General features: G+C 54.1%; 19 protein-coding genes and 1 rRNA gene. 12 read left to right on the forward strand and 8 right to left on the reverse strand.

Annotation, left to right across the window (positions count from 1 at the left end):
- The 4 genes from rrf to ACWVX6_RS06425 all read left to right on the forward strand — a co-directional run.
- Positions 1-88: ribosomal RNA gene (gene rrf / locus ACWVX6_RS06410) — 5S ribosomal RNA — on the forward strand; the annotation flags it as partial.
- Between the two features lie 165 nt (positions 89-253).
- The gene (locus ACWVX6_RS06415; protein ID WP_455152672.1) at positions 254-1,021 is read left to right on the forward strand and encodes a dihydroorotate dehydrogenase electron transfer subunit; all 768 of its coding nucleotides are present in this window, start codon (positions 254-256) and stop codon (positions 1,019-1,021) included.
- Positions 1,021-1,932 (forward strand): dihydroorotate dehydrogenase, encoded by a 912-nt coding sequence (locus ACWVX6_RS06420; RefSeq protein WP_116704764.1) that lies wholly within the window; start codon positions 1,021-1,023, stop codon positions 1,930-1,932. Before ACWVX6_RS06415 ends, ACWVX6_RS06420 begins: the two co-directional genes overlap by 1 nt.
- On the forward strand, positions 1,932-3,095 hold the full coding sequence (locus tag ACWVX6_RS06425; protein WP_455152673.1) for a GNAT family N-acetyltransferase: 1,164 nt from the start codon (positions 1,932-1,934) through the stop codon (positions 3,093-3,095). The genes ACWVX6_RS06420 and ACWVX6_RS06425 overlap by 1 nt, the downstream gene beginning before the upstream one ends.
- 114 nt (positions 3,096-3,209) lie before the next feature.
- On the opposite strand, the gene glgB is transcribed toward ACWVX6_RS06425, so the two are convergent.
- Positions 3,210-4,964: a 1,4-alpha-glucan branching protein GlgB gene (glgB, locus tag ACWVX6_RS06430; protein WP_455152674.1), complete on the reverse strand. Its 1,755-nt coding sequence runs from the start codon at positions 4,962-4,964 to the stop codon at positions 3,210-3,212.
- Positions 4,965-5,922: 958 nt separating this feature from the next.
- On the opposite strand from glgB, the gene ACWVX6_RS06435 reads away from it, so the two are divergent.
- Together ACWVX6_RS06435 and ACWVX6_RS06440 are read left to right on the forward strand one after the other, a co-directional pair.
- Positions 5,923-6,480 (forward strand): RNA polymerase sigma factor, encoded by a 558-nt coding sequence (locus tag ACWVX6_RS06435; RefSeq protein WP_455152675.1) that lies wholly within the window; start codon positions 5,923-5,925, stop codon positions 6,478-6,480.
- Entirely contained in the window at positions 6,473-7,237 is a 765-nt protein-coding gene (locus ACWVX6_RS06440; RefSeq protein ID WP_455152676.1) for a hypothetical protein, read from the forward strand. The genes ACWVX6_RS06435 and ACWVX6_RS06440 overlap by 8 nt, the downstream gene beginning before the upstream one ends.
- Before the next feature lie 77 nt (positions 7,238-7,314).
- Here the strand turns inward: ACWVX6_RS06440 and ACWVX6_RS06445 are convergent, their stop codons facing one another.
- A complete protein-coding gene (locus ACWVX6_RS06445; RefSeq protein ID WP_455152677.1) occupies positions 7,315-8,964 on the reverse strand; it encodes a DAK2 domain-containing protein in 1,650 nt (549 codons plus the stop codon).
- 86 nt (positions 8,965-9,050) lie between these two features.
- A complete protein-coding gene (locus ACWVX6_RS06450; RefSeq protein ID WP_118360094.1) occupies positions 9,051-9,401 on the reverse strand; it encodes an Asp23/Gls24 family envelope stress response protein in 351 nt (116 codons plus the stop codon).
- A gap of 298 nt (positions 9,402-9,699) precedes the next feature.
- Between ACWVX6_RS06450 and lexA the strand changes: the two genes are divergently transcribed.
- On the forward strand, positions 9,700-10,290 hold the full coding sequence (lexA, locus tag ACWVX6_RS06455) for a transcriptional repressor LexA (RefSeq protein ID WP_110435517.1): 591 nt from the start codon (positions 9,700-9,702) through the stop codon (positions 10,288-10,290).
- Positions 10,291-11,108: 818 nt separating this feature from the next.
- Positions 11,109-13,166, forward strand: a complete 2,058-nt coding sequence (recG, locus tag ACWVX6_RS06460; RefSeq protein WP_455152697.1) for an ATP-dependent DNA helicase RecG — start codon at positions 11,109-11,111, stop codon at positions 13,164-13,166.
- Positions 13,167-13,914: 748 nt separating this feature from the next.
- Here recG and ACWVX6_RS06465 read toward each other — a convergent pair.
- The 5 genes from ACWVX6_RS06465 to ACWVX6_RS06485 all read right to left on the reverse strand — a co-directional run bounded on the left by ACWVX6_RS06465 (position 13,915) and on the right by ACWVX6_RS06485 (position 19,077).
- On the reverse strand, positions 13,915-14,283 hold the full coding sequence (locus ACWVX6_RS06465; protein WP_118760723.1) for an IS3 family transposase: 369 nt from the start codon (positions 14,281-14,283) through the stop codon (positions 13,915-13,917).
- 18 nt (positions 14,284-14,301) lie between these two features.
- Positions 14,302-14,643: a DDE-type integrase/transposase/recombinase gene (locus ACWVX6_RS06470; protein WP_118760724.1), complete on the reverse strand. Its 342-nt coding sequence runs from the start codon at positions 14,641-14,643 to the stop codon at positions 14,302-14,304.
- Between the two features lie 389 nt (positions 14,644-15,032).
- Positions 15,033-16,442 (reverse strand): ATP-binding cassette domain-containing protein, encoded by a 1,410-nt coding sequence (locus ACWVX6_RS06475; protein WP_118760725.1) that lies wholly within the window; start codon positions 16,440-16,442, stop codon positions 15,033-15,035.
- 3 nt (positions 16,443-16,445) lie between these two features.
- Positions 16,446-17,450: a sensor histidine kinase gene (locus tag ACWVX6_RS06480; protein WP_455152678.1), complete on the reverse strand. Its 1,005-nt coding sequence runs from the start codon at positions 17,448-17,450 to the stop codon at positions 16,446-16,448.
- A gap of 13 nt (positions 17,451-17,463) precedes the next feature.
- Complete coding sequence (locus ACWVX6_RS06485) at positions 17,464-19,077, reverse strand: response regulator (protein ID WP_455152679.1); 1,614 nt, start codon at positions 19,075-19,077, stop codon at positions 17,464-17,466.
- A gap of 223 nt (positions 19,078-19,300) precedes the next feature.
- On the opposite strand from ACWVX6_RS06485, the gene ACWVX6_RS06490 reads away from it, so the two are divergent.
- The 4 genes from ACWVX6_RS06490 to ACWVX6_RS06505 all read left to right on the forward strand — a co-directional run bounded on the left by ACWVX6_RS06490 (position 19,301) and on the right by ACWVX6_RS06505 (position 24,932).
- A complete protein-coding gene (locus ACWVX6_RS06490) occupies positions 19,301-20,458 on the forward strand; it encodes an MBL fold metallo-hydrolase (RefSeq protein WP_455152680.1) in 1,158 nt (385 codons plus the stop codon).
- Positions 20,459-20,675: 217 nt separating this feature from the next.
- Complete coding sequence (locus ACWVX6_RS06495; RefSeq protein WP_455152681.1) at positions 20,676-22,421, forward strand: hypothetical protein; 1,746 nt, start codon at positions 20,676-20,678, stop codon at positions 22,419-22,421.
- Positions 22,422-22,473: 52 nt separating this feature from the next.
- Positions 22,474-23,949, forward strand: coding sequence for a sugar ABC transporter ATP-binding protein (locus ACWVX6_RS06500; protein WP_116705233.1), 1,476 nt, complete (start codon positions 22,474-22,476; stop codon positions 23,947-23,949).
- Positions 23,946-24,932: an ABC transporter permease gene (locus ACWVX6_RS06505; protein ID WP_455152682.1), complete on the forward strand. Its 987-nt coding sequence runs from the start codon at positions 23,946-23,948 to the stop codon at positions 24,930-24,932. Before ACWVX6_RS06500 ends, ACWVX6_RS06505 begins: the two co-directional genes overlap by 4 nt.
- The last annotated feature ends 53 nt before the right edge of the window (positions 24,933-24,985 follow it).

The raw sequence follows: 24,985 nt of genomic DNA on the forward strand, positions 1-24,985 counted from the left end.
TGTTCCCATTCCGAACACAGTAGTTAAGCTCGTTTACGGTGACAATACTTGGCTGGCGACGGCCCGGGAAGATAACTCAACGCCTACATCTAAGCAGCAACGAAAGTTGCTGCTTTTTCTTTTGCATAAAATGCAGGAGAATCTTTTCTTTTTCCCGATTTTCCTGTACAATAGAACTATCGAAAAATTTTTCGCCTGCTGTCGAAAAATCCACTGTTTCGTCGGCAGACCGATCAACGGAGGGAGAAATGTTATGTCGATTCAGGAAAACTGCCGTGTTGTAGAAAATACACGGCTGGGCGAGGGTCTGTATCTGATGGTGCTGGACGCGCCGGAAATCGTTAAACTGACGCAGTGCGGTCAGTTCGTCCACATTGCATGCGGTGAGGGTCATCTGCTGCGCCGCCCGATCTCGATCTGCACCTGGCAGGGCAGCCATCTGCGCATTGTTTTTCAGGTGAAGGGCGACGGCACGAAGTGGCTGAGCGAACGCAAGGTCGGCGATGTGCTCGACGTGCTTGGACCGCTCGGACACGGCTTTGACGTACAGGCACTGGGTGACCGCCCAATCTTTATCGGCGGCGGCATTGGTGTTCCGCCGATGCTTGGCTGTGTACGCACGGCAGTAGAAAAGGGTGCACAGCCTGCCGCAATCCTCGGTTTCCGCAACAAGGGTGCGGTAATCCTGGAGGGCGACTTCCACGACGAATGCGAGACCTTTGTCACCACTGACGACGGCACCTACGCGCGTCACGGCTTTGTCACCGATGTGCTGAAGGAGCAGGTGGCAGGTGCGACCGGCGTGGCGGCCTGCGGTCCGAAGCCCATGCTGAAGGCGATTGCGGCGATTGCAAAGGAGGCCGGCGTGCCCTGTCAGGTTTCGATGGAGGAGCGTATGGGCTGCGGCATCGGTGCCTGTCTGGTGTGCGCGTGTGCGCTCAAGTCGGAAAACGGCGAAACCCGTTACGGTCATGTCTGCAAGGACGGTCCGGTGTTCAATGCTGAGGAGGTCGAGTGGTAATGGCAGATTTAAGAGTGAACTTTTGCGGCGTTGAGCTGAAAAACCCGATCACGACCGCATCCGGCACCTTCGGCTTCGGCCATGAGTACGGCGAATTTTTTGACCTGTCCCAGCTTGGCGGCATCGGCGTGAAGGGTCTGACCCCGACCGAGCGGCTCGGCAATCCGGCGCCGCGTATCGCGGAGACCCCGCAGGGTATTCTGAACTGTGTCGGTCTGCAGAACCCGGGCATTGACCGTTTCATCGAGGAACAGATTCCGTTCCTGCGCCAGTACGACACCAAAATTATCGCCAACGTCTCCGGCAACACGGTCGAGGAGTACGAGGGCATGGTCGAGAAGATTTCGGACGCGGATGTTGACCTCATCGAGATGAACATCTCCTGCCCGAACGTAAAATGCGGCGGCATGGCATTCGGCACCCAGCCGAAGATGGTCGAGGAGGTTGTTTCGGCAGCCAAGGCCAAGGCGAAGAAGCCGCTGATCGTCAAGCTGTCCCCGAATGTCACCGATATTGCGGAGATTGCACGCGCGGCGGAGTCCGCAGGTGCGGACGCGCTTTCGCTCATCAATACACTGCTCGGTATGCGTATTGACATCGAAAAGCGCAAGCCCATCCTGTCCAACGTAATGGGCGGTCTGTCCGGTCCGGCGGTGTTCCCGGTTGCGGTTCGCATGGTATATCAGGTGCGCAAGGCGGTTTCCGTGCCGATTCTCGGCATGGGCGGCATCCGAACCGGACGTGATATTGTCGAAATGATGCTTGCGGGCGCAGACGCGGTTGCCATGGGTACGGTGATGTTCAACGACCCGACCGCTCCGGTCAAGGCGCTTGCCGAGCTGAACGAGTGGCTGGACGCACACGGTGTGAAGTCCGTCACCGAGCTGTCCGGTGCAGTTGAGGTAGGCTGATGAGAACCACGGTCTACATCATCCGTCACGCTGAGGCAGAGGGCAATGTATACCGCCGGTGTCATGGTCAGTACAACGCGCTGCTGACCACGCGGGCATACAAGCAGCTGCCGTATCTGGCAAAGCGGTTTGAGAATGTGCCGCTTGCGGCGGTTTACTCGTCCGACCTGTTCCGCGCACGCGTAACGGCACAGGCTGTGGCAGAGCCGCATCATCTCTCGGTGGAGACCCGACCGGTGCTGCGCGAGATTGATATGGGAGACTGGGAGGACATTCCGTGGGCCGAGCTGCCGCACACATGGCCTGAGCAGTACGCGCTGTGGTGTGCCCGTCCGTGGGAAGCAGCGCCGCCGCACGGCGAGACGGTCATGCAGGCCGGTCAGCGCATGCTGGACGGCGTGCGCGCAATTGTGCGCGAAAATGAGGGCAAAGAGGTCGCAGTAGTGACGCACGGCAGTGCGATTCGCGGCATGCTGACGATTGCACACGGCTTTGCACCCGAACAGATGGGCGAAATCGGCTGGGGTGACAACACCTGTGTTGCCAAGCTGGAATTTGACGAAAACGGCAATATCGACGTGGTTTACGAGAATGATGCCTCGCATTTGCCGCAGGAATACTCCACGTTTGCGTCCATTGGCTGGACGAATACCAAGGGTATTCCGGCGTCGCCGCAGATCTGGTTCCGCCGCGCTGACCCAAAGAATCCACAGGATGTGGATAAAATTGTGGGATTCATGCGCGAGCTGCACAGGAATGCCTACGGCACGGATGCAAACCTCGATCCGGATGCGCTCATCCGCGATGTAGAGCGGGCACAGAAGGTTTCGCCGCGGGCATGCACCTTCGGCTGTTTGGAAAGCGGGAAGGAGGTCGCGCTCGTTTACCTGAAAACCTGGTGGGAGGAGCAGCCGGAGATTGGTCTGGTCGGCGGCTTCTGCATTGCCGGTGACTACCGCGGCTGCGGTCTGAGCGGACAGATTCTCGGTCAGGCCATCAGCGTGTACCGTGCGCTCGGCAAGCGCGAGCTGTGTGCTCGTGTTGCCGAGAAAAACATGCGTGCACAGGGTTTTTATCATAAATTCGGTTTTCTGCAGCGCGGCGAGTACCGCGATGAGAACGGACTGCATTATCAGATGGTAAAGCCGATTTCGGTCGAATAAATAGGAAAAGCGCTCTGTTTTTGGCAGAGCGCTTTTTGATTCGCAATGAGAAATCAGCAGTTGGTAATTGTATACGGCAGCGGAAAAGAAATCCTTTTCGGCTGCTTTTCGATTTTACAGCTTGAGCAGAACCGCACTGTATCGCGGCAGCGCAACCGTACACAGACTATCCTTGTGGGAGACGGCAAGCGTCTCTCCGGTGCCGCCGAACTCCGCGGCATTGCTGTCAAGCAGAATCGTAAACTTCGGCAGGGAAGCGGTGAAGTTCTGTTCGCTGTCCGCAAAATTGCACAGGGCGAGCAGCGTTTCTCCGTTTGCACGGCGCTCCATGCCGAATACGCAGGGCGCATCCGCATGATTTTCCGCCCACCGGAAATTATCCGGCGCATAATCTGCGTGCAGCGCGGGATTCTCCACATAAGTTTTGCACAGGCTGTGGAAAAATCGGTGGAACGGACGTTCTGCCAGTGCCCAGTCCAGTGTACCGGCTTCGCTCCATTCGTACAGCTGACCCAGCTCGTTGCCCATGAAATTCAGCTTTTTACCCGGATGCGTGAACATATACAGATACATCACACGCGCCTGCGCATACTTGTCGCATTCGTCCGCGCCCCACATTTTCTGCACGATTGCCGCCTTGCCGTGCACAACCTCGTCGTGCGAGAGCGGCAGCAGGTAGTGCTCGTTGGAAAAATAGTGCATCGACCAGAGCAGCTTGCCATGGTCGCGCGGACGCAGATCCGGCTGGGTTTGGCAGAACTCGAGCGTATCGTGCATCCAGCCGAGATCCCACTTGTAGTCGAAGCCCAAGCCGCCCTCGTCCACCGGACGGGTGACACCGGGATAGGCAGTCGAGTCCTCAGCGATGAGCAGAGCCGAGGGATGGCGGGCTTTCAGACCGCGGTTCATATTTTTGAGGAATTCGAGCGTGTCGCCGTTGACGCCGCGCGCGGGATCGCCCTGCCAGTAGATCAGGCGCGAGACCGCATCCATGCGCAGACCGTCAAAATGAAACTCAGTGAGCCAGTAATCGGCTGCAGACTGCAGAAAACAGCGTACTTCCCGTCTGGAATGAATGAAATTGTAGCTGCCCCATTCACTTTCGCCGACCGCGCTATGCGGGTACTCGTACAGGTGCGTGCCGTCGTATTTTGCCAGACCGTAGGAGTCTACGGCAAAGTGTACCGGTACAAAATCCATGATCGCACCGATACCGGCATGATGCAGCTTGTCAATCAGCAGTTTCAGCTGTGCCGGCGTGCCGTAGCGCGAGGTCGGAGCAAAAAATCCGGTGTTCTGGTAGCCCCAGGAGCCGTCAAACGGGTGCTCGGACAGCGGCAGAAACTCCACATGCGTGTAGCCGTTTTCCTGCAGATAGGGAATCAGTCGGCGGGCGATTTCATCGTAGGTGTACCAGCCGTTTGCGTCATCCGGATTGCGCATCCACGAGCCGAGGTGCATCTCGTAGATGCTCAGCGGTGCGTCCGGCGAAGCCGTGCGGTCAGCCATCCACGCCTCGTCTGTGAAGCGGTACTCGTCAAGGTCGGTGATAATCGAGCAGCAGGCAGGCCGCAGCTCCATGGCAAAGCCGTAGGGATCGCAGTGCTCGGTGACAGAGCCGTCCGGGCCGTAGATGCGGTATTTGTAAAACTGGCCTGCGCGGGCGTCCGGCACAGAGACCGACCAGAAGCCGCTGCGGCCGTCCTGTACCAGATCGGTTTCGGTCCAACCGTTGCACGCGCCGGTCAGCGTAATGCGGCTGGCATTGGGTGCAAAGGTACGGAAAACGACAGCGTTTTGCTCTATGTGAGCGCCAAACCAGCGGTAGGCGTCGAAAATTTCTCCTGTGAAGAATTGGTGCTGATTCATGGAAGCACTTCCTTTCTTTTTCCCTTAACGGGGGGATGGTCGCTTGTGAAGCGAGCGGAATCTTGCCTACGCGGCAGGCGCACAAGAGGGTAGACACCAAGGTTTCCACCCTCTTGTGAATCACCCCTTTCCTGAGAGGGCACGGTGGTTGTTCAGAACTGAGACTATAGAGGAACGGCAGAGGATTTTTTCTACCGCAGGACGCGCTTTGCACGTCCATGTATCCGCATATTCGCAGTGTCGGATAGATTACTGCTACACATGCGGTTAAATCTACGCTGGGTGCGGCACAAGGTGAATTGCCCGAAGGGCAAGAGAAGGTCCCCTGGGGGATAACAGTGCCGCACAATTCGTTAGCGTGTTATGATAGACAGGGTCTACGAAGATAAATTGTAGCGAATACCTAAATTCGCAGGTGCCTTCCGTTACAACGTGCCAAAGGGTTGCGCGACACGGGTATGTCGCGCCTGCGGAGACGGAACCGCATGTGTAGCAGCAGAGTATCTGGCACTGCGTATAGGCAGGGGCATGGGAGCACACTGTGCTCCCCTACGGAAGAAAAAATCCTCTGCCGTTCCCCTTTTCGGAGCGGTCTCGTCTCTCCGATTTTCGCCGTGCCCTCTAAGGGAAAGCGGAAGATTCACAAGAAGGAGAAAACCGCAGGTTGTCTCCTTCTTGTGCCCTCGCCGGGCAGGCGAGTTAGGTTCGCTTCGCAAGCGACCACACGATACAGCGGCACAATCCAGATTTTATAAATTAAGTATAGAATACATCCACGTTAAACGCAACCGTCAAAACTGTACAAAGTGTCCGTTAAATAAAAATGAACCGGCCCGCCGCTTCGCGGCTCTTATACTCGGGTGCGTCGAAGGACGCGGATTTCACTGAAAATAAAATGAACCGAATCCAGAGTGGATGCTCTTATATACAGACGCACCCAGGGAAAGGATAGAAAGTTATGAACGATAAAGAGCTTGTCAGCCGCATGCAGCACGGCGATATGCAGGCGTTCGATGAGCTGTACGAGCGCTACAAGGACGATGCATACCGCCTTGCGTGCCTGATCACCGGCAGCAGGACGGACGGCGAGGATCTGGCGCAGGAGGCCTTTGTCACCTGTGCGCAGTCCATCAAATCACTGCGGGACGGCAGTAAATTCCGCCCGTGGCTACTCAAAACGCTGTCCCGCGCGGCGTGGAAGTATTGCCGCAAGGCCAAACGGGAAACACCGGTATCCGAGTTTTTCGACACGGGCGGGAGCGCGGAGAGCGCACTGTCCGCCGTACTGCGGACGGATGAGCAGCGCCGTCTGTACGCCGCTCTCGACACGCTGGACGAAAAACGCCGCGTGACCGTGGTGCTGTATTACTTCGATGATCGCTCGGTGCGCGAGATCGCGCAGGCGACCGGCGTGACCGAGGGAACGGTGAAATCCCGCCTTTTTTCCGCTCGCCGTCATCTGCGGCAGGCGCTGACCGAAGAACGGAAGCCGAAGGAGGCTGCAAATCATGGATGAAATCAAAATGGAACGTGAAATCAAGGAAATGCTGCATCAGTGTGCAGATGAGCTGCATGCACCGGATTCGATGCAGACGCGCGTCAAATTCGCATTGAACAATGCACCGGCACGCAAGCGTCATCTGTGGAGCAAACGCTTTGTGGCGGTTGCCGCTGTGGCGGCTATCGCGGTGACCGGCGCATTTGCGGCAGGCGGCATGGGCGGCATTTTCAGTCAGAGCTGGTCTGACCAGCGGCTGGATCTGTCGAGCACGCAGGCGCATCTGGCGGACGCAGGCGTGGCACTGACCCTGCCTGACAAGATCGGCGAGTACACGTTCAGCTACGGCTTTGACGTGGACACGACCGCGCAGAACGACATGGGCGAGAACGAAAAGGTCGCCGAGGTGGACGCAACCTACGAGAAGGACGGTGTAGAACTCAACTTCTCTGCCTACAAGAGTTACAGCGTGTTCACCGAGGACGAAATGGACAATCCGGTTCCGGCAACGACCGCCGAGGTAAACGGCGTCACGCTGACCTACCGCGATACGCATTACCGCTTCGTACCGCCCGACTACGAGAAGTCCGACGAGGAAAAGCAGCAGGAGAAGAACGGCGAACTCGTTATCAGCTACGGCTCGGACGAGGTGGAGGATAAAATGTTCCAGTCCGTACTCTGGGAGCAGGACGGCGCAACGTACCTCATCAGCGGCTTTGATACCGGTCTGGATGCACAGGCGATGTTCGATATGGCAGCTGAGCTTGTAAAGTAAATCACAGCAGACGAAATTTCACGAAAAAAAGCATCGGAAACGCAGTTTCCGATGCTTTTTTATGCTTAGGGGATGGTTTACTCCACCGAAATGATGTAATAGTAAACCGGCTGACCACCGTCGATGACGTTGATCTCCATCTCCTTGTTTTCCTTGTGCAGCAGGTTCTCGACCTCAGCGGCCTGCTCCTCGGTAACGCCTTCGCCGAAGATAACGGTTGCAAAGGCGCTGTCGTCGGATACCATTTCGCGCGCCAGCTTCTTGATGACCGAGGTTTCCTTGCCGTTGGCGCACAGCTTGCCTTCGCACAGCGACAGATACTCGCCCTGCTTGATCTTCTTGCCGTCAAACTCGCTGTCGCGGGCGGCGTAAGTCACCTGACCACTGCGGACATGCTTTGCCGCGTCCAGCATAGCAAGCGCCAGCTCGCTGTCCTGTCCGGCCTCCGGATCGACTGCCAGCATGGCGGAAATGCCCTGCGGGATGGTCTTGGTGGGCACGACGATCACCTTTTTCTCCTCGGAGAGATGAACCGCCTGCTCGGCAGCCATGATGATGTTCTTGTTGTTCGGCAGCACGAAAACGATCTCTGCCGGAACGGCATCGACAGCGTGCAGAATATCGTCGGTGGACGGGTTCATGGTCTGGCCGCCCTGTACGACAACGTCCGCGCCGAGGTCGGTGAACAGGCTCTTGAGACCCTCGCCGGCGGCAACGGCCACAAAGCCGAACTTTTTCTCTGCGGGGACGATCACGCGTTCCTTAGGCGCGTCTGCCGTGCCCTCGATGACCTTGGCGGTGTGCTGCTCACGCATATTCTCGATCTTGACGGTCAGCAGCGGGCCGAATTTCAGGCCCTCCTCGAGCGCCTTGTTCGGCTGGTCGGTGTGAACGTGTACCTTGACGATATCATCATCCTCGACAACGACCAGAGAATCGCCGATTTCGTTCAGGATGGAGCGCAGACGAGCAACATTGCGTGCCTTGTCCTTGCGGGATGCGATGAACTCGGTGCAGTAGGTGAAGGTGATGTCCTCGTCGTTAATCGCAGCGAAGTCTGCGGTGGACTTGGTCGGCTCTGCCGTAACAGCACGTTCCTTGTGGATGCCACGCAGCGCGTCCAGCATGCCCTCGAAGATGGTGATAAAGCCGAAGCCGCCGGCGTCAACCACGCCTGCCTTTTCGAGTACCGGATTCTGGTGAACGGTCTCCTCGAGTGCGGTGTGGCCCTGCTCGAGGATCGCTGCCAGAACCTGCTCTGCGGTGAGCGTCGGCTCGGCCTGACACAGCTCGACCGCGTGCTGTGCCGCAACGCGCGATACGGTCAGGATGGTGCCCTCAGCGGGCTTCATAACCGCCTTGTAGGCGGTGTCTACGCCTTCGCGCAGCGCAAGCGCGAGTGTGCGGCCATCAGCCTCCTCGGTCTCGCGCAGCTTTTTCGCCATGCCGCGGAACAGCAGCGACAGGATAACGCCCGAGTTGCCGCGCGCGCCGCGCAGCAGCGCGGAAGCGGTCGCATCTGCCGCTTTGGCGAGGGTCGGCTCAGCGAGCTTTTCCATCTCAGCCATCGCGGAACCCATCGTCATGGACATATTCGTGCCGGTATCGCCGTCCGGCACCGGGAATACGTTCAGTTCGTTTGCCTGTTCCTTCTTTTCGGCAATGGCGAGTGCGCCCTCGATCACCATGGACCGGTACAGCGCACCGTTGATTTTATGATCTGCCATTTATCTAACTCTCCTAAAAGTAAAAGGTGTTGCCGCAAGCCAACGCGGCGGAAAAGGGCACAGCTGCCCTTTCGGTATGGCGGAAGTTAGTCCGCCTTAATGCTCTCTACATAGATATCGACGTTCTTCACGTCCACACCGGTCAGGCGCTCGACGTTGTAGCGCACCTCGCCGATGATGGAGCGGCAGACGGTGGCAATATTTACGCCGTGCTCGACTGCAATGTGCAGGTCGATGTTGACACCGCCGTCCACAGCCTCGGTGACCTTTACGCCGCGCGACTGGTTTTCCAGTCCGAGCAGGTGCGCCAGTCCGTCCGACATGGAGCGGATGGTCATGCCTTTGACACCGAAGCAGGAGGATGCCGCGTAACCGGCAATGCCGGCCAGCACCTCGTTGGTAATGTCGATATATCCGAGATCGGTCTTGATGGTCATATAAAAACCTCCCTGCGAGTTAGGGGCGCAGAATGCGGATCCCCTTGCAATAATCAATATTTTTGCTGTTTATATGATATAACAAAATCATGTAAAATACAAGCAATGAGGTGATGAAACTGCGTTATTTTTCAACACGGCGGCAGAAAAATGGATAAATTGAAGGATAGTGTCGATTAACGCGGAAAATTCGTGCAGGTTAATGCAAACAAATGTTTGCTTATTGCAGCGGATTGCGGTATAATAAGGATAAAATTACGAACGTATGTTCCGACGGAAACAGCGAGGAGTGCCGAAAATGAAGAAGATTTCCGCCAAACAACAGCAGATACTGGATTATATAAGCAGTTATTCCCTCGAACACGGCTATCCGCCTTCGGTGCGCGAGATTGGTGCAGAGATGGGACTGCGGTCGCCGTCCACCGTGCATGCGCACCTGAAAAAGCTGCAGGAGGCCGGTTATCTGGAGCCGAATGAGCATAAATCGCGTGCGCTGACGCCGGTCAGCGGCCCTTCCATGGTGCCGCGCGTGCCGATTCTGGGCCGCGTCACCGCCGGTATGCCGATCCTCGCGGTAGAGGAGCATATCGGCTATGTGCCGTTCGAGCCGGCAGCGGGCGGCGGCGAGTATTACGCGCTGCGTATTCGCGGCGATTCGATGATCGGTGTGGGCATTATGGATGATGATCTGGTCATTATCCGGCAGGATATACAGGCGCGCAACGGCGACATCGTGATTGCGCTGCTCGAGGATGAGGCTACCTGTAAGACGCTCAACATCACGCCGGACGGCGTATGGCTCATGCCGGAGAATCCGGCGTATCCGCCGATCAACGGCACCGGGTGCCAGATTTTGGGCGTGGTCAAGGCGGTTTACCGCGAGTATTGAGAGCAGCCTTTTCCGGCACCGGCTGAGCGGGGTACGTGAACTGCCGCAGGCGTGTTCGCCCCTAACGGGCGGGAGGTTTTTCGCTTGTATCAAGCGGGGGATTTGCCGCGCCCTGCGGCGGGGACGTGCGCTGACGCCGCGCGGGCGCACAAGAGGGTAGACACCTGCGGTTTCCACCCTCTTGTGAATCACCCCTTTCCCTTTGTTTGTTAGTCTGGCGCAGACCAGAGAGCGGCGACCGCTTCGAAAAGGGGAACGGCAGTCGGGTTACCACAGCGTGTCTTTCGCAACCTGTTCGCAGTTCATAGATAGCGAACTGCTACACAGGGTGCGGCACTGTTATGCCGCACCCTGCGTAGAGTTGCCCGTATGTGTAGCAGAAAGGTATCTGACACTGCGAATACGCGGATACATGGACGGCTATCAGTCGTCCTGCGGAAGAAAAAATCCTCTGCCATTCCTTTATAGTCTCAGTTCTGCAAATTTCGCCGTGCTAAGAGGAAACGGGGAGATTCATAAGAGGGGTGGAAACCTTTGGTGTCCATCCCTCTTATGCGCCCGCCGCGTAGGCGAACTCCCGCTGAACTTCAGCGAAAAACGCTCCGCCCGTTAGGGCGAACCGTCTGCGCGGTTCGTGCGCCCCGGTCAATTGGTGCAGAAAAAAGGGCGCCGCCCAGAATGGGCGAACCGCCTGCGCGGTTCGTGCGCCCCGGTCAATCGGTGCAGAAAAAGGGTGCCGCCCAGAATGGGCGAACCGCCTGCGCGGTTCGTGCACCTCGTAAAGCGGGCGCCTTGCAAATCAAAATTCCCAAAGGAGAATCCCCATGCCATCGGTTGATGACAGCATCCAGTTCGTCAAGGGCATCGGCCCGAAAAAGGCGAAGCTGCTCGAAAAACTGCATATACGCACGCTGCGTGACGCGCTCGAGACCTACCCGCGCGACTATGAGGACCGCACCCACATCACGCCGATTGCGGAAATCGACATGGAGGACAAGTATGCTGTGCGCGCGGTGGTCGGCACCGAACCTAAGGTCAACCGTATCCGCAAGGGCCTGACGTTGGTCAAGTGTACGATTTACGATGAAACCGGCACGCTGAACGTCACCTACTTCAACAATCCGTATGCTGCGGCGCAGCTCCGCGTCGGACAGGAGTATGTGTTCTACGGCAAGGTGCAGGGCTATGGACGCGGCCGCACAATGGTTTCCCCGCAGTCGGAGAAGGTAGCATCGGACGCTGACCACCCGGGACGCATCGTGCCGGTCTATCCGCTGACGGCGGGACTGACCCAGCGCGATCTTGAGCGTGTAACCGCTGCCGCGCTCGACACGCTGACCGGTGAATGGCCCGATCCGCTGCCTGAACTTTTGCGGGCGAAATACCGCCTGCCGGACGCAGTAGACGCACTTTCTGCAATTCACCGGCCGAAAACCAAGGACGATGTGGCGCAGGCACGCCGACGTATGGTATTCGAGGAGCTGTTTTTGCTTTGCTGCGGCCTGCAGCAGCTGAAGGAGCGTCGAAAGGCGGATTCCGGCATTGTTTTTACCTCGAATGGATTGGATTCGTTCTTTGAAGCCCTGCCGTTTACACCGACCGGCGCACAGCGGCGTGCGATTATGGAGATCGCGGCAGACTGCGCCTCCGGACGGCCTATGAACCGGCTGGTGCAGGGTGATGTCGGCTCGGGCAAGACGGTCGTGGCGGCCGGATTGTGTGCGCTGGCCGCGCAGAACGGCTGGCAGGCGGCTTTCATGGCGCCGACCGAAATCCTCGCCGCGCAGCACGCGGAAACGCTTGCACCCATGCTGGATAAGCTGGGCATCTCGTGCACGCTGCTTACCGGCTCGATGACTGCCGCGCAGAAACGTGCGGCACTGGCCGCCATCGAGACCGGCGCGGCGCAGGTGGTCGTGGGCACACACGCGCTCATTCAACAGGGTGTGCAGTTTCATCGGCTGGGTGCCGTTATCGCGGATGAGCAGCACCGGTTCGGTGTGGCGCAGCGTGCCGCGCTGTCCGCGAAAGGCGGTTCGCCGCATGTGCTCGTCATGTCGGCTACGCCGATTCCGCGCACGCTCGCACTCATCATGTACGGCGATCTGGATGTGTCCGTGCTGGACGAGATCCCGCCCGGAAGAAGTCCGGTTGAGACCTACGCCGTGGGCGAAAACATGCGCAAGCGTATTACTGCCTTCATTGATAAGCAGGTCGGTCTCGGTGGGCAGGCTTACGTCGTGTGTCCGCTCATCGAGGACAGCGAAAATGCAGAAACCAAGCTGAAAAGTGCGGAACAGCACGCAAAAGACCTGCAGAGGCTGCTTCCGCACCGGCGTGTGGCTGTGCTGCACGGACGCATGAAAAACGCGGAAAAAGATCAGATCATGCGCGATTTTGCAGCGCAGAAATACGATATTCTGGTTGCAACGACGGTTATCGAGGTCGGTGTGGACGTGCCGAACGCCAATCTGATGGTGGTCGAGGACGCAGACCGGTTCGGTCTGTCGCAGCTGCATCAGCTGCGCGGACGTGTCGGCCGCGGTACACGGCAGTCGTACTGCGTGTTCTTCGGCGCGGATAAGGGACAGGTCGCGCGGGAGCGCCTGCGCATCCTGTGCAGGACCGGTGACGGCTTCGAGGTCGCACGCGCAGACCTCGCGCAGCGCGGTCCAGGTGACTTTTTCGGTCAGCGGCAGCACGGCCTGCCCGCACTGCACGTTGCGGATTTGGCGGCTGACCTTGCGCTCATGCAGAACGCCCGCGAGGAAGCGGAAGCGCTGCTGGCCGCCGACCCAACACTCGCCGGCTATCCCATCCTGCTCGACCGTGTGCAGCGTATGTTCGCCGAGCAAAATGATGAAGCGTTCAATTAAATAAAAAACAGGAGAACCTTGGTTCAATGTCACTTAGATAAGCCCTAAAGATGCAAACAATCGAATAAGCGAGAACAGCGCACGGCAAAGCGAAAGCGAACTGTGCGCTACTTTACGAGCACGAAAGTATGAGAACAAAGCGTATAAAAAATCCGCTTAAAAGTCTATTCAAAAGAAAAGAATTATGCTGCTCTGTAGATGAGGTTGACAGCAGATTTCTGTCGTGTCTTACGAGTATCTTTTCGACCCAGGCGAATAGGCGAAGTGAATCTCATAAGCAAGGATTCAAGCTCTGGTGGACGGACTCTGCTGAGGGAAAATTGCAGACAAATATGTGCAGCATCAGAGAAATTGACCTTATAGGTGTATTTCTTTTTTGCCGATTCAATGACGGTAGAACGGGTAATTGGTTGACAAAAATTGTATATCATCAGTTTTGCAAAGATTTATTGAAAGATGAAGTCCATCTTTTTTTGCGTGTAAGTAAAGTAAGGACAGCATGTACTTTAATTTGCGGAAAGAAGTTTCCCACTTGCTCCGGGAAAGAATCTGGGTCATCAGGATTCGTTGCGCATCGCAAATCAGATCTATCGACCGCCAGAGGTCGAAGTCCTCGACAGGTTGTATGTTTGTCAGTGCTTGCTGTAAATCTGTGAAAGAGATATTCGAACGCTTCTGGGATAATTTTAGCTCGCTGCTGAATGGATGCAGGAGACGTTGGAACAGACGGACTCAGTTCGAAAAATCCTTAATATCGTGTGTCAGCGTTCCGCTTCGAAATGTCAAGACAGCCGAAATGGTCTTTTTGAGTGATAGCTTTCGGTTTCTGGTGTAATCTTTCTGAGGGCTGCGGACAAAATCTTGGACTATGCCGATAGGCCGAGTTTTTGTCTATACTCCAGAGGGCTAAGCCCGCCCGGAGAAATCTTGATTTGTTTTTTTGATACCAAACCATATATTCTTCGACTATATGAATAAACTCCTCTATTGAAATGTTTAGCCATGAAATCCCATAAAACATCTCGTTCTTCATTCGCCCAAAGAAACCTTCACAGGCTGAATTATCAGGCGAGCCCCCTTTCTTGAACATGGATCGATGCAAATACGCTGCATCCATACGGCTGCTCCAGCCCGGTCAGCGATAGTGACATCCACGATCCGTATGGACAATCGGATGCTCTCCGACCTTTAGAAGATAAATCGCTTTGTCTAGCATTCCATTTGTCAACTCTGCGCTCGGACTGGTGCCAATGCGCCAGCAAACAGACATACCATCAAGGCAATCGATGATTGGAGAAAGATAAACCTTACCGGCAGGGATTGCAAATTCAGTAATATCAGTCAGCCACTTTTCATTGGGACGATTTACGTGAAAATCCCGCTTTAGAAGATTGGGGACAGCTGGCGTAATTTCTCCCCGATAGGAACTGTAGCGTGTCTTCTTTCTGTTCGCTCCCTGCACCCCTACTTGCTTCATAAGGCGGCGAATTACCTTTTCGGATAGCCGTCAGTCCTCTTTTTTCAGCGCAGCATGAATGCACCGGTATCCATAACAGCAATGATTTGCTTCAAAAATATCCTTGATTTTCTCTTTGACATGGCAGTATTTATCCTGCTTCTTTGCGCGCTTTTGCTTGTAATAATAGCTGCTGCACGGGCAGTTTAATGCGGATAGAAGTTCCGGCAGCGAATATTTATTTTTCTTCTCCTGGTTCCGGAGAGCTGCCCCGAGCTTATTTGTAAAGCGTTTTCTTCAAATATTTACCCCAAAGATGCCAGCACACTGAATTCTTTCAATGTGCTGGCATTTTCACATTAACTTAGTTACATTGCTGAAAAACGGTCAGTTTTTTTATCAAGCATGCTTTATTCACAAACCGTAACACTTTCACAGTTATCCTGCAGCACTGAGCGGTCATTGGAGCTCCACAGCACGGCGGTTCCTCGTGCGCGAAGTACCGCAATACAGTGCAGCAATTCCGCTTTAATCTGCTCATCAATGGTATAAAAGGGATAGTCCAATACCAGCAGACCAACCGGTGCAAACATGACACGCAGCAGCACAAGCTGATCCCGCATACGACTGGACAGGTGACGCGGATATACGTCCAACCCTTCCGGATCAAAGCCCATCTCCGCTGCAAAATCACGTAGCGCCAACCGCAGCATTCGACGATTGATCACATCACCGCGTTCACGAAAACGATTCATCGACCGGAATACGATATTCTCTGCCGCTGTCAGATTCTCAAATACGCCCTTCTCCCAAAAGCGCGGTCCTATACAGCAAATCTCATTTGCATGCCGCTGCCGCCAATCAGCTAAATGGTACATCCGGCCGTCCTGCATTGCAATACCTTCCGTCTGCCCCTGCCCGGAAAACATACGGTATATGATACCCCTGCCATTTAAACCGCCACACAGCACTCCTGCGGCTCGTCCGGTGTATAAATCCACAGAAAACGGCGCTATATCATTATCTATCAGACAGATTTCCTGCAGCGAGAGATACAGCCGCGGCACGGTCCTTTCCTTCGGAGACACCCCCGTTGATGAAATACGCAGGCGCTGATGAATACCATAAGCCGTCATATCCTTCCGCAGACGTTCCCAACATATCATGCCGCCGCGCATCACCGCGATACGATTCGCATATTGCAGCACCTTAGATACACTGGAATTAAATACAATGACCGATACGCCTTCATCCCTCAGCTGATGTAGGAAGGCGGCAAAACGTATCAGTTCGTCCCTGTCAAGACCCTCACCGGCCTCTCGGCAGATCAACACCTTTGCGCCGCACAACAGTGCACGGCAGATCGAGATTTCCAGCCGCTGCTCGTTTGTCAGACTGCTGCCGCGGGCGTGCGGCTCACAGCCGATGCCATAGTGTTCAAACACTTGTTTGGACAGTTCATCTATATTCTTTCGGTGCAAAAATAGATTTTTCCACGAAAATCCGCGCAATACTACCAGATTTTCCGCCGCTGTCATACCATTCACTACGGAAGCTTGATGGGTAATCTCGTAAATTCCCAGCTTGCGGGCTTCGTTCTCCGAACGGTAGCTGACCGGAACGCCATCCAGATAGATTGTGCCCGAAGCCGGGCATAACTTGCCGCACAGTACATCCGCCAGCACAGAGGCGCCGCTTTCGCTGATACCCGTAACACCCAGTATTTCACCCGCTCGAAGGGACAGGGAAACATACTCCAGATTCTGTCCAGACGGCTGTGCGGTAACAATCTGCTCCAGATAAAGAATCTCCTGTTTCATGGTTTAATTTCCCCTCATCTGCGGCAGTGTTACGATAACTGTTGTACCGATATCCTGCGTGCTGGCCACATCCACACCGTACTGCATGCCAAAATAAAACTGGATACGGCGGTTGACATTTCGCAGCGCAATACCTGTTGACCGAGAACTGTCTGCTCTGCGTTCAATCGGGCCGCTGCGTTCCCGCAAACTTTTGCGCACACGACGTAGCTCATCTTCCGCAATACCGGCACCGTTATCCTCTACTGAAATTTGCAGACGACTTCCTACACTTTCCACACGCATGGTGATCTTACCGCCATCTACCCGGCGGTTAATACCATGTGACAGCGCATTTTCCACCAGCGGCTGCAGTGTCATAACGGGCAGACTGCTGTCCATTACGTCTTCATTCTCGATATGCTCCTCATAGGTGAAGCGATCGCCATAGCGATACCGCTGAATGAGCAAATAGTGATGTACATTGTCCAATTCCTGTGCCAGCGTAGCCAGTTCGCCCGGGTTGTTAATGCAGTAGCGGAACAGCATGCCAAGTGCTTCGGCCATCTCCGCTACATCCTCGCTGCCTCGCCGCATAGCGCGGCTGCGGATGATTTCCAGTGTGTTATACAGGAAATGCGGATTGATTTGGTTTTGCAGCGCGTGCAACTCGGCTTCGGTCTTCAGCGCTCGTGAAATAGATACCTCATGCAGTTTGTCAAACACCTGCTCAAGCATTTCCTGATCATCCATGTGTAGCAGACGGTCTTTTTCCTCCGGTTCAAAATAATCCGGATCGCCGTCTGTCAGCATATTTTCCAACGCACGTCGTCTGCCAATATTACACCGCAGTTCCGCTGTATAGCTGATGGTCATCGCCAGCAGAGCTGTCGTGATACCGCATATTGGTATAATGCCACGTCTGCCGAGCGTGCACAGCATTCCTGTCATGACACCCAGCAACAGCACAAAGCCGCCCGCAAATAGCCATACACTTCGTTGATTGCGAATCTCTTTCCAATGTTTCATGGTGCTTCCAGCCTCACGAATAGAATTTACGGTACTCAGACGGAGTAACCGTAGTTTCCTTTACAAAAATCTTGTTGAAAAACTTGATATCGCGGTAGCCTACTTTCTCAGCAATATCTGCAATGCGCATCTTTGAGGTCTTCAGTAGCTTCTTCGCCTGTTCAATGCGGATATGCTGCAAATACTCGACAAATCCAACACCGGTCTCGGTCTTGAACAGCGTGCTGAAATACGATGTGCTCAGGCATACATGCTTTGCTACCTGCGCCAGAGAGATGCTCTCTGCATAATGCTGTGTCACAAAGTTTTTTGCCTGTCGAATCACATTATTCTCCCGATTTTGCACAAACTGACGGCAGTTCTCAAGCATCTGCGCTGTCAGCTCTACAAAACGTGTTGCAAGTTCTTCGCAGGAATAACCGCTGCACAGTACGTCAAACGGCTCCAGCAGCCGAGGTGCCCGGGCCTGCTCATCACGAGGCAGCTGTTCTGCCGCATTATTGAGGCAGGACAGCATCTGCTCCAGCAGAAAATAGCGGCTGCCTGGTACGATATTCTCGCTTTCCCACTTGCTCCATACCCGACGAATGAGGGCAGCGGCGCTGTCCGTATTCATGTGCTCCACCGCATCACTCAGCAAGTTTTCCCACTCGCCGGTATAAAACATGACGATTTCCCGCAATGCAGCATCGGTCTGTTCATTGAACACCAGTACCGAGCTTTGCCGCTTTTCTAGACGCCACTTGAGCGCTGTTTTCGCCTGCTCTACCGCAGTCGGAATATTTTCAGTATCGCCGTCCAACAGCTTACTTGCTGCACCGGTCAAATGGATCAGATGATTGACGCTGTTCAGGCTGCGAATCTCCTGTCTAATAGCACGGAGCAGCGTCTCGCTTTCGGATTCAGCCTGCTCTGCGGAATAGGACAGCAGGCATACGGCATCAAGATGATCAGAAAACGCCGATAGCAGAGTGCTGTGCTCCTGTGCAAGCGCTCGAATGTGCTCGAGCGTATCGCTCACCTGATTGACCAGTGAACCGGCCTCATCGGACGATGCAGTAAAATTGCTGTCAATGCAGAAGGTCACACACTGCAGTTTTGCGTTATCCAGCACAAACAACTCACCGCCATGCCGTTGGAAACGTGTCGGCGTATGTCCGGTCTCCCATACAGTACGCACGTATTGCTCCCGCAGGATGTCCATACTCTCCTGCAGTTCATTCTGTACACGGGCTGCCTCCTGCCGCTGCTCGGCCCGATCGCCCAGTTCATGATCCAGCTTTTCGAGCGCTCGGTTCAGTTCGGCTTTTTTGAGTGGCTTGAGCAGGTAATCCCATACGCCGAAACGCAGTGCTGTCTGCGCGTACTGGAACTCAGTGTAGCCGCTCATCACAATAAAGTTTACGGCCGGGAATTCCTGTTTGGCGCGTTCGATCAGTTCCAGTCCGGTCATGCCCGGCATACAAATATCCGTAATGACAACATTCGGATTGAGTTCTCTTATCTTTTTCAACAGGTCTATGCCATTGCACGCTTCACCGACTATCTTTGCACCGGGATAGGTGATCAGCGCACGGCATAACTCAACAATATCAAATTCATCATCCGCAATGATAATTCTCAACACGGCTATTCCCCATCCTCTCTTTGCTCGGGTGTTCTCTTCTTCTAATAATAAAGTACCATAAAACTTCTCATGATTCAAATTTTTACGGCAGGTTCAAAAGATACCCCCTGTGAATCTAAAAAACGACCTGTTCTGTCTGCCTGCCAGTCTGCTATACTGGTTACAGTGAGAGAACCGGCACCGATATTTTCTCTCCTACAACACGGCAAAGGAGTTTTGCGTTATGGGAAAAACTGCTATCCCGTCCGTTTTTCCGGCGGAAGGTACTTACGAACTGTCCACACTTCATGTTAATCTTTCCTGCGCGGCACCGCATGCCGTGATTCGCTACACAACAGACGGCACCGAGCCGACATCGAACAGTCCGGTCTATCACCGAGAAGCAGGTCTGATTCCGGTCAAACATACCGACGGAGTGGAATCCGTCACCATCCGCGCTTTTGCGCAGGCAGATGGTCTGCAGCCGAGCGATACTGTTGCGTTTACCTACCGTTTTGCCTGCCGCCCCAAAGGCGTATTCCGCCATTCTCTGCTGCGCGAACCGTCGGATACGGTTGCCGGTCTCATCCGTATTGAGGATTTCGATCTCGACCGCATGTATCTCATCATAGGTCAAAAACGCGCTGCACTGATTGACGCCGGCTGGGACTATGACGGTGATCTTCCGGCGCTATGTCACGCACTTACCGGCGGTCTTCCTGTCGATCTGCTCATCGCACATGGTCATCCCGACCATATTGCACAAGCTGAAAAATTTATTGAATACGGATGTAAGGTCTATGCTCCCTATGCTGACAAATCTATGAAGCAACTGGACTGCGGATTGGACTTTACCCATATTGAGGATTTGAAAGGCGGCATGCGCTTTGATCTCGGCGGCACCGTACTGCAAATCTATGCTACGCCCGGACATACCCCCGGCAGCGTTGTTGTTTTAGATGAAAACACAGGTGATCTGTTTGCATCCGATTCGTTTGGCAGCAACCGCCGTGAAATTCCGGACAGTGCATGGCTCCAACTGAGCGGATATTCACTGGAAAGCTGTCTGCGCTCTCTGGAGGCTTTTCTTAATGCCGCAGGCAATAAATGCAAACGCATTTTCACTGGCCACAACGCAGAAATGATGGACGCCCAACAATATTTGTCCACCTTGCGCAAAGCTATGCACAACGCTGTGGATAACGGTGCAGCCTGTCTTTCTCCCTCTCTGCGCAGCGCAGCCGAGTCATTCGGCTCCGGCTCTATTGCCGTAGAGGGTGACTGGCGGCATGACCCGATTTGGGCCGCAGCTAATCTGCAATTCCTGTACGATATCGACACACAACAGGATCCGCCGCGTTATGCACCCGGTTTTGATCCAAAGATCAAAACCATACTTTGAAATCATTCTCCGCATCTTTCGACTCATCTCTCTTCTCTGCCGCCGATCGGTCCTCCGGTCGGCGGTTCTTCTTTGTGCGAACAAATATGGGGTGATTTTTACGTCTCTCCGCCAACTCCGAAAAAACACCCCCATAAATCAAAAAATACCCGCATTGGAAAATTGGTAAGAAACCGGTATGCTTATATCATCAAAAAGAAATACGGGAGGGAAGACGATGAAACGTGAATATTGTCTGGATATCGACGGCAACGTATATACCCTTGGTGATCTGAATATGTTTCTTGACAATAAGGAGCCAATTTCCTATCCGGCAGTTGACTCACAGAATCCGACTAAGCCCTTCTTTACCGGAAGCATCCGGCAAGAAGTCGAGATAGATGGCATAGCACGTTCGTTCCTTCTGTATATTCCTCAGCATTATCCAATTTCGGGCGCAGGCATCTTCCTGTATCCGGATGACAACGTATCTGCCGAAGACTATCTGGAAAACAGCGGCTGGAAGCCGGTTGCCGAGCAGACCAATGCCGCATTGATCGTACTTGAATCCCGTTCCGGTGGCTGGGATAAAAAAGATGTTCAAAGCGAAATCAGTTATAGCGAAGCGGTTTTCAAAAAATCCATTGCCCGCGTGTATTTCAGCATGAACGAAGCCACCTACTACTGCATGGGTTTCGGAAACGGCGCTTACGTTGCAGCAGCATACGCCATGCTCAACTCGGCATTGATTGCAGCTGTCGCTCTGGATGGAGACTACGACCTGCATCCGGATTTAATGGCACAGCTCCGCAGCATCCGCTCTGACCGAGAAGCAAACAAGTCCAAACTGGATGTGGCGATGCCGGCCTGGCTGATTGGCAAAGCTACTCCTCTGTTGGACAGCCTGAAACGTGCAGCCGATGCCAGCGACGAACAGCTTTACAACGATGCGGCATATATCTATCGTCAAAATCTCAAGCAGTATTTTGACCAGCCGAACGGTCTGCCGATGGTGGAAATCTGGCACACCGAACCCGGTCGATGGAATCCCGAAGCAGATGAAAAATACCGCCGCATGGCAGAATTTGTGCTCCGCTTCAAACGGTGGTTGAGCATCGGCAACGGCGATTTCCGACCCGCTCGAACATGGCAGGACATGAGACTTCACCGCTTCACCGCCGAGATAGACAACAGACAGCGCGAATGGTTCGTATACGAACCTACGGCACTCCGTACCGGAAAGCTGCTGCCGTTGGTACTGGCCATTCATGGATACAGCTGCACCGGCGAATTGTTTGCAGAAAACAGCAGTTGGCACGAGTTAGCCGAACGGCGTGGTTTTCTTCTGGTTTATGTTTCCGCTTTTCCCGATAACGGCATCAGCGGCGGACACACCGTGCCTCTTCCTTCGTGGAATGCGCTGAATATCCATGCGCAAACCGATGATGTGAAATACATTGACTATGTATTGAGCAGTGTTAAAAACTCCTATCCGGTTGACTCTGAACGTGTTTACGTTTCCGGTCACTCCAATGGCTCTCTGCTGACGCAGCGACTGATGGAGGAACGACCGCTTGCATTTGCAGCCTTCGGACCACAGGGCGCACCTTATCATATGGGATTGGACGGTACTGCTGCTGATCGTACTATCCGCAAGGATGGCATCATCCGTCCGGTATGGCTGATGATGGGTGCCGAGGATATCGGCGATCAGGACAAGTTGGACTGCGGCTCGATCAACGACCGTTTTCTCGATATGATGTGTGAACTGAACGATCTCGATCGCACAGGTGGCATTGACCGTGAAAACGGCAAGTATCATACCCGCACCTTTGTGAACGCAGAACGTGTTCCGCTGGTAAAGTTCACCGGCATCACAGACACGCCGCATACCTATACTCCGGAATTTGCCCAGCTTTATTGGGATACGTTTTTCTGCCACTTCCGCCGAAAATCCGACGGAACGATCATTTATACAGACTAAGCGCTTTTAGAGAAAAAAGATTGGAGGGATTCCTATTAGCACGATACTGGAAATGCGGGACATCACGAAATCGTTCCCGGGTGTGAAAGCCCTCGACGGCGTGAACCTGAAAGTGGAAAAGGGTACTGTCCACGCACTAATGGGAGAAAACGGCGCAGGCAAATCTACACTGATGAAAATCCTGTTCGGTCAACAGCCTCCTGACAGCGGTACGATCCTGTTTAACGGACAGGAAGTCCACTTCAAATCAGTAAAGGAAGCGGTAAACGCGGGCATCTCGATGATCTATCAGGAACTCAGCCCGATCAAGGAACTTTCCATTGCGGAAAACGTATTCGTCGGCCGCTATCCGAAAACCAGAGCGGGTGCGATCGACTGGAAAACCATGTACGATTCTTGCCAGAAGATCTTTGACCGCTGGGGACTCAATTACAATCCTCGCACCAAGATCAAGATGCTCAAAACTGCAGATATTCAGATGATCGAAATCATCAAGGCTATCTCGTTTAACGCACAGCTTGTTATCATGGACGAACCGACTTCCTCCATCTCTCAGAACGAGATCGAGATGCTGTACGACTTCATCCGTGCTCTCAAGCGTGAAAACATCACCATTATTATCATCACGCACAAGCTGGATGAGGTATACACCATCGCAGATGAAGTTACCGTCCTCCGTGATGGTCAGTATATCGGCGCCAAGCCGATTGGTGAACTCAGCCGTCCCGAGCTGATCAAGATGATGGTAGGCCGCGAAATGACCAACCTGTTCCCGCCCAAGGACATCGGCTACGGCGATGTTCTGCTGGAGGTCAAAAACCTCAATAACGGTGCCAAGGTAAAGGACATCTCCTTCCAGCTGCACAAGGGCGAAATCCTCGGCTTCGCTGGTATCGTTGGCGCCGGCCGTACCGAGACCATGCGTTCGATTTTCGGACTTGATCCATGTGAGTCCGGCGAGATATACTTAGAAGGTCAGCAAATCAAAATCCGCTGTGTACGCGATGCCATTAAGCACGATATTGTAATGGCGACCGAAAGCCGTAAGGACGACGGTCTGGTGCTCTGCCGCTCGGTAGAGGAGAACATCATGCTGCCGTCGCTGTACCGTCGTTCCAAGGGCGGTATCCTGGATGTAAAGAAAGAGCACGAAATCGCAGATTCTGCTTCCAAGCGTCTGTCGGTTAAGACCAGTTCACTGTCCACGATGGCTAACTTCCTGTCCGGCGGCAATCAGCAGAAGCTGATCCTGTGCAAGTGGCTGCTGATGGATCCCAAAGTGCTCATCCTCGATGAACCGACCCGAGGTATCGATATCGGTGCAAAATGGGAGATTTACAACATCATTATTGATCTGGCAAAGCAAGGGGTAGGCGTAATTCTTGTTTCGTCCGAAATGGAGGAAGTCATCAACCTGTCCGACCGCGTGATGGTCATGTGTGAGGGACAGATCAACGGCTGTCTGCATAAAGAAGACGGTATTACGCAGGAAAAGATCATGACTCTGGCATCGGAGGTTCAAAAATGAATAAGAAAAAAGAAGGATTGTTCAAAGGCGCATCTGTTGCGGAACTATACAGTAAATTCGGTGTTGTACTGATTCTGATCCTCTGCCTGATCATCGGCACCATCCTTTCGCCGGAATTCCTTACCGGCTCCAACCTGATGAGCGTAGCGCGAAATGTCGGCGTTTACGCAATCATTGCACTCGGCATGACCCGACTGCTGATTGGCGGCGGTGTTGACCTTTCCGCTGGCTCCAACGTAGCATTCTGCAGCGTTATTGTTGCGGTTATCTACGCACAGACCGGCAGCACGCTGATGGCCGTTATTGCTGCTATCCTCTGCGGTATGATCATCGGCGCGATCAACGGTTACTTTGCAAGTTATATCGGCCTGATGCCCTTCATCGTTACACTGGCCACCCAGATGACGGTTCGCGGTCTTGCCTATCTGATAGCAGGCGGTGCTCCTGTTTATGGTGTCAGCAGTTCGATTGTCTTCCTCGGTCAGGGCAATGTCGGCGGATTCCCAATGCTGCTGATCGTTGTACTGGTTGCAACCGCAATCATGCTGTTCGTTATGATCCGCACTTCGCACGGCCGCTATCTGTACGCCATCGGCGGTAACCCGGAAGCGGCAAGCGCATCCGGTATCAACGTAAAGCGTCAAGTGTTTGTTAACTACATTATCATGGGTCTGATGTGTGCCTTTGCCGGCATCCTGTATGCAGGCCGTACCAACAGTGGTCTGCCGGCAGGCGGCGTAAACTTCGAGTTTGAGGCCATCATCGGCAGCGTACTCGGCGGCACCAGCATGGCAGGCGGCATCGGCAATGTGGCTATGTCCATCGTCGGTATTTATGTTGTAGGTATTATCAACAATGTTATGAACCTGTGCAGTGTCAACGCATTCTGGCAGCAGGTTGTAAAGGGTATCGTTATTCTGATCGCGGTACTGCTCGATATCTTCACTCGCAATGCGATTATGAAATCCACGAAAAAGCGTTAAACCGCTTGTATACGGATTTTATGATAGAACCATGAGAAAGAGAACGGAGGAAA

Source organism: Butyricicoccus sp. (genome assembly GCF_977037065.1).